This window comes from Marinobacter sp. UBA2498, assembly GCF_002341575.1.
Classification (GTDB): domain Bacteria; phylum Pseudomonadota; class Gammaproteobacteria; order Pseudomonadales; family Oleiphilaceae; genus Marinobacter; species Marinobacter manganoxydans.
Map to the genome: position 1 here is coordinate 25,931 of NZ_DDOI01000131.1, position 5,052 is coordinate 30,982.

The following is a 5,052-nucleotide window of genomic DNA, read 5'->3' on the forward strand; positions in this document are numbered from 1 at the left end:
TCGAAGAAGACGTAGAACAGGATACCGTCGAGGGCTGTAAAGGTACCGATAGACGCAGTTTCCAGAAGAAGTACCAGAGCAATATAGGCGCGCGGACGTTCACGAAGCGACGACGCATAGATCACAGCAACCAGGAAAAGAACGGCGCTCAACAGCACCAAAGGCAGACTGATCCCATCAACTCCCACCCGGTAGGCGGCACCGATGGCCGGTATCCATTGCAGCTCTTCGACCTGGGAAAAGCCTGCACCGCTCGCACCCTGAAACCACATGGACAGAGCACCGATCAGTGTAAGGGCGGCGGTAATAATCGCTATGACGTGTACCGTACGCGTTGCGGGCTTCGGAAGACACAGAATCAGCACCGCGCCGACCAGCGGCAAAAACAGGGTGAGCGAGACAAGTGGTAACATGAATATGGGTTTCCTCTAAAAGCTCGTCGATGAAGCAAAAAGCAGAACAGCCAATGTGACGGCGATTGCGACCGCACTGATCGCCAGGCTGTGGTGGATGAGGCCGCTTTGGAGGTTTCGGGCTCGTGCACCCAGTGCACGCACAGCCGCCACCAGGGCGAAAATCAGGCCGTCGATACGGCGTTCATCTCCAAACCGCACGTAGGTCGCGACCCTCAGGCTCACTCTGCCCACGCAAAGCACAATCTTGAACAAGCCCCGCTCCGTTCCCTCGCCCGCAGAGGCAAGGAAGAGACCGGCGCGCCCAAGAGAAAGCACAGCTTCATACAGACGCCCTTCCAAACGCTCACATCCTCGGGCTACAGCCATTGCTGGCCTACCGACCCAGACCGTAAGCCCACCGCCAACGGAAAGTCCGCGTCGCGCCCACGGATAGACCGGACCTAGCAGGCGGGGAGCCGGCACGAGCCAGCCCAGGCCGAGGCCACACGCGGCAGCAAGAAGCCCGAGGAGCACGGCCAATGTGCCTGCGGTGACGGCGGGCAGATCAAGAACGGCCTCGATGGGGCCGAAGGCCAGGCCGAGAATCGTGGCAGGGACCGCCAACCCCCAAATGCCCACGCGCATCCAGGCACTACCGGCAACCGGGCGGGTTTCTCCGGAGCCTCGCCATAGCAGGCACAAGGCCCGGGCCATATAGCCGCCGGTCAGCAGGGTACCGGCCAGCGCCAGGGGGCCGAGCCAGGCGGCACCCTGCGCAGACAGGGCGGCGGCGATTACCGCATCCTTGGAGAAGAACCCACTCAGTGGCGGGATACCGGCCAGTGCCAGCGCTGCCAGCGCAAAGCCGGCAAAAGTCCAGGGTCTGTCACGACCAACCCCCTCCAACTGATCGAACCCGGTACCCCCGCGAGCATGCTGGAAGTCTCCGGCGGCAAGAAACAGGGTGCTCTTGATGGCTGCATGGGCGAGCAAATGCATGAGAGCCGCCAGCGGAACGCCGGCTCCAACCGCAACCAGCATCAAGCCATATTGACTGGCAGTGGAAGCCGCGAGCAGGCGTTTGAGATCACGCTCGGCAAGTGCAATAACCCCGGCTGCCACCGTGGTAACGCCGCCGACAAGTCCGACGACGAGCAACACCTCGGGTGTCAGCAGCGGGGCCGAACGGATCAGCAGGATAGCACCCGCCGCCACCAGGGTGGCCGAGTGCAGCAGCGCCGAGACCGGTGTCGGCCCCGCCATCGCGCGCATAAGCCAGTCCTGCAAGGGGACCTGGGCCGACTTACCCATGGCGGCCAGCAGCAACAAAAGCCCCGCGGCGGTCGAGGCACTGCCGCCGGCCTCCAGGGAGGCGGCAATCTCGCCGGTACCGGCCGACCCAATCAGCATAAATACCGCCACGTACAAACCCAGATCGGCGCTACGAGTGTAGAGGAAAGCGCGACCGGCGGCATCCGCGGCCTCGGGTCGCTGGAACCAGAAGCCAATCAGCAGGTAACTGCACAAACCGATCAATTCCCAGGCCGCCAGCAACAGAACCCAGTCGCCGGACAGCACCAACGCCTGCATGGCAGCCAGGAACAGGGACATTACGGCGTAGAAGCGGCACAGGCCGGACTCCCGCTTCATATAACCAACTGCATAAATCAGCACGAACGTGCCTACGGTGGCCACCGCCACCGTCAACAGCGCTTCCAGAGGTCCGGCAACCATTCGAAGCGGCATGTCTGGCAGCCCCGGCAGAAGCAGGGTTTCGGCCTGCCCGCCGGCGACCCGGGTCAGTAACCATAGACTGCCGCCCAGACTCAACGTCGCCCCGCCGAGAACCAGCGCCGTGGAGCCCCGGCGCAGGACCAGCAACGCCATGGCCGCGATCAGCGGTGGCATTATCGGTAGAAGCACTGCACTCATCCTTTCAGGTCCCCGGCTTCTTCCATTTCAACCGAGCCCTTGGCCCGGAAACGCGCAATCGCGACACCGAAGCCAACCGCCATTTCGACCGCCATGACGGTCATCACCACCAGCACGAACATCTGGCCGGAGTAGCTTTCGGGGTGCAGAAAACGCCAGAAGGCGACCAGGTTCACCAACGCGCCCGCAAGAATCAGCTCCACCCCCATCATGATCATAACCAGATTGGTCTGGGACAACGCGCCATAAACACCAATACCGAACAGGATTGCACCGGTTACAAGCGCCACGATCAGGACGAGAGTCATTCCGTATCCTCCTTGTCAGCACTATTGGCCGTCGTTTGCACCGGTATCGCCACCGCCGTGGCCGCGATCATTGCGGTCAGGATAGTAACGCCGGCGGTTTCGAAGATCAGCATGGAACGTCCCAGCAACTCGATGCCCAGCGCCCGTGTCTGCATCGCCGCATCCGGCGCCTCGGCCGTTACAGGTCCCCAATCGGCCCAAAACGCGACCACTATCGCAACACCGGCAGCGACCACGCCAGCGCCAATTGAAAAGCGCTTCTGGTGGGTCATATCCATGCCCCCCATCCCGCCCGGGTCCATCATGAACATCACCATGAAAATCGCCATGATGCTCATCTCCGTGGCCATCATCATGATCTGCAGCACGCCCAGGAATTCGGTCTGCATCGCCAGGAACATGCAGCCGACGGCAGTCTGAGAAAACAACAGCGCCAGCGCGGAACGCACCATGGACGATGTGCGAAACACCACCACGCCGAAGCCGATGGCGGCCAGCCCGAAAACGGCAACAAAAAAAGCCTGAGCGTACATTATGGAACCACCAGAACCAGTAAACCGACAACAATGATATTGAGCAGTGCCAGGGGAATCCCCAGGGTCCAGCACCACCGCATCAGATCCGCCTCGCGAATGCGCGGCAGATAGCGACCGGCCAGGAGCATCGACACGGCCACGGCCAGGGTCTTGATCAGGCTCCAGGCCCAGGGAGGCAGCAGCGGCCCATGCCAGCCGCCGAGGTAGAACACCGTGGTCGCGGAAGCCAGCGTGATCACCAGCGTCAGCCTGGCCAGGCGCAACACTCCCAGGCGCACGCCGGTGTATTCCGCGTCCACACCCCCGCCCAGTTCCCCGGGTGCGGTTGGCAGATCAAAAGGCGCACGAAACGCCAGCGCCATGGCGGCAATGAAAAACAGCACGAAACCAAGCGGCTGATAGACAATGTTCCACAAGCCGTCTTGGGAGCCAACGATCACCGTGGTCACCAGGGATTCGGCGCGCATCGCCACCGCAGTGATGGGCATGACAATGAGCATGGCGTAGGCGATGAGCTGGCCAAGGAATCGCCAGCCGCCGATCATGGCGTAGGCGCCATTCGGGCCCCAGCCGGCCATGATGAGCGCCACCAGCACATAGGCAAGCGCCGCGTTGATGAACAGCGCACCGGTAGCCAGATCCGCGATCACCAGGGTCGGCGCCAGAGGCAGAACCGCCGCGCCAAGCACCGCGACGATCAGCAGTAGCACCGGCGCCGTCTCGAAAAAGACCCGGTCCGGCGTGCGCGGTACAATGGATTCACGACCGAGGTGCGCCAGGCCGCTGAGTAGGGGCGCGGCCGGACGCAGGCGGCCCGTTGTCGTCCAGCCCTCGACCACGGCGAGCAGCCAGACGCTACCAAGCAACGCAACCAACACGATGACGAAGTTCACGAGATCACCTCCCAGGGCGAAAGGTCAAGTGATCCGACCGCCACCAGTGCGTCGCCCAGTTCCCGGCCCTCGACAAGCTTTGCGACCAGGCCGATATGGTGACTGCAGGCGGTGTCCAACCTGTAGGATTTCACCTGGCCGTGTTCCAGAATCAGGCTCAGTTGAGCCTCGCCGCGCGGGGTTTCCACGGTGGCCTCACCGGTGCCTGATCCACGCCCGATGTTTCGCAAAACAGGTAGCCCCGGCTCCCCGGTTGCCTTGATGTAGTCGAGGCTCGTGATGATTTCGTCCAGGCGCTGCCACAGGCGCGCCCAGGCATCTCCGGCGTCGTCAGCAGCGCGCGCCACGGGGCCACTCAGGCCCCCAGTGCCCGATGGCAGTATGCCGATCCCCTTCAATCGCGATTTGAGCAAAGGCGTTCGCCCAAGACGAGCCGCCAATGCATGCAGAGCGGGCGTCAGTTCCAAAAGCCGTTTTCCACTGGCGCGGCGGATCTCCAGTTGCAGGGTTGCGGCACGATCCGTCAACCAGGCGAAGCCGAGCTGGCGCCCCGTTTGCGCCAGCCAACCCAGGTGACTGGCGATGCGCTCACATTCAAGCGCCACAGCCCGGGCCTGATCGGTTGCCGAATCGTTCTCCAGACCAGCCGCCCGCTCGATTGCCAGGCAGGCCAGCAGTCGGTAGCTCACGCTGGCCAGTGGCATGGCCGACGCCAGGCGCTCGATAAAGGTCTCGGCGTCGATCTCCTTGCCTTCTTCACTCTCATTGATCATGCCCACCAAGGATGTGGCCTGTCCTTCTGTTACGCCGTCACCGTCAAGAGTCAGCGTCAACTTGAGCCCACCAGGCAGACCGGGGAAAACCGGACCGAACGGCACCTCCATCCAGTCCATCGCCAACCCGTCGGCGCTACGAGGCAGGTCCTTGGTCACTTCAATCATGGACATGAATCCCGAGGCGCCGTGGTCATGCCCACCATGATCATGCC

The 5,052-nt window shown here is 62.7% G+C and carries 5 protein-coding genes and 1 pseudogene; all 6 read right to left on the reverse strand.

From position 1 onward, the window contains the following. Positions 1-413: pseudogene (locus B2W52_RS18190) on the reverse strand (NADH-quinone oxidoreductase subunit M); the annotation flags it as partial. A 15-nt stretch (positions 414-428) separates the two neighbouring features. Beyond that, positions 429-2,327 carry an NADH-quinone oxidoreductase subunit 5 family protein gene (locus B2W52_RS18195; protein ID WP_286803851.1) on the reverse strand — a complete coding sequence of 633 codons (1,899 nt, stop codon included), beginning with the start codon at positions 2,325-2,327 and terminating at the stop codon, positions 429-431. Continuing rightward, the gene (gene nuoK, locus B2W52_RS18200; RefSeq protein ID WP_053113951.1) at positions 2,324-2,635 is read right to left on the reverse strand and encodes an NADH-quinone oxidoreductase subunit NuoK; all 312 of its coding nucleotides are present in this window, start codon (positions 2,633-2,635) and stop codon (positions 2,324-2,326) included. The genes B2W52_RS18195 and nuoK overlap by 4 nt, the downstream gene beginning before the upstream one ends. After that, a complete protein-coding gene (locus B2W52_RS18205; protein WP_053113952.1) occupies positions 2,632-3,168 on the reverse strand; it encodes an NADH-quinone oxidoreductase subunit J family protein in 537 nt (178 codons plus the stop codon). The genes nuoK and B2W52_RS18205 overlap by 4 nt, the downstream gene beginning before the upstream one ends. Next, positions 3,168-4,064 carry a complex I subunit 1/NuoH family protein gene (locus tag B2W52_RS18210; RefSeq protein ID WP_153741174.1) on the reverse strand — a complete coding sequence of 299 codons (897 nt, stop codon included), beginning with the start codon at positions 4,062-4,064 and terminating at the stop codon, positions 3,168-3,170. The genes B2W52_RS18205 and B2W52_RS18210 overlap by 1 nt, the downstream gene beginning before the upstream one ends. Further along, a partial coding sequence (locus B2W52_RS18215; protein WP_286803852.1) for a hypothetical protein occupies positions 4,061-5,052 on the reverse strand: 992 nt, incomplete at its 5' end. The genes B2W52_RS18215 and B2W52_RS18210, both read right to left, overlap by 4 nt.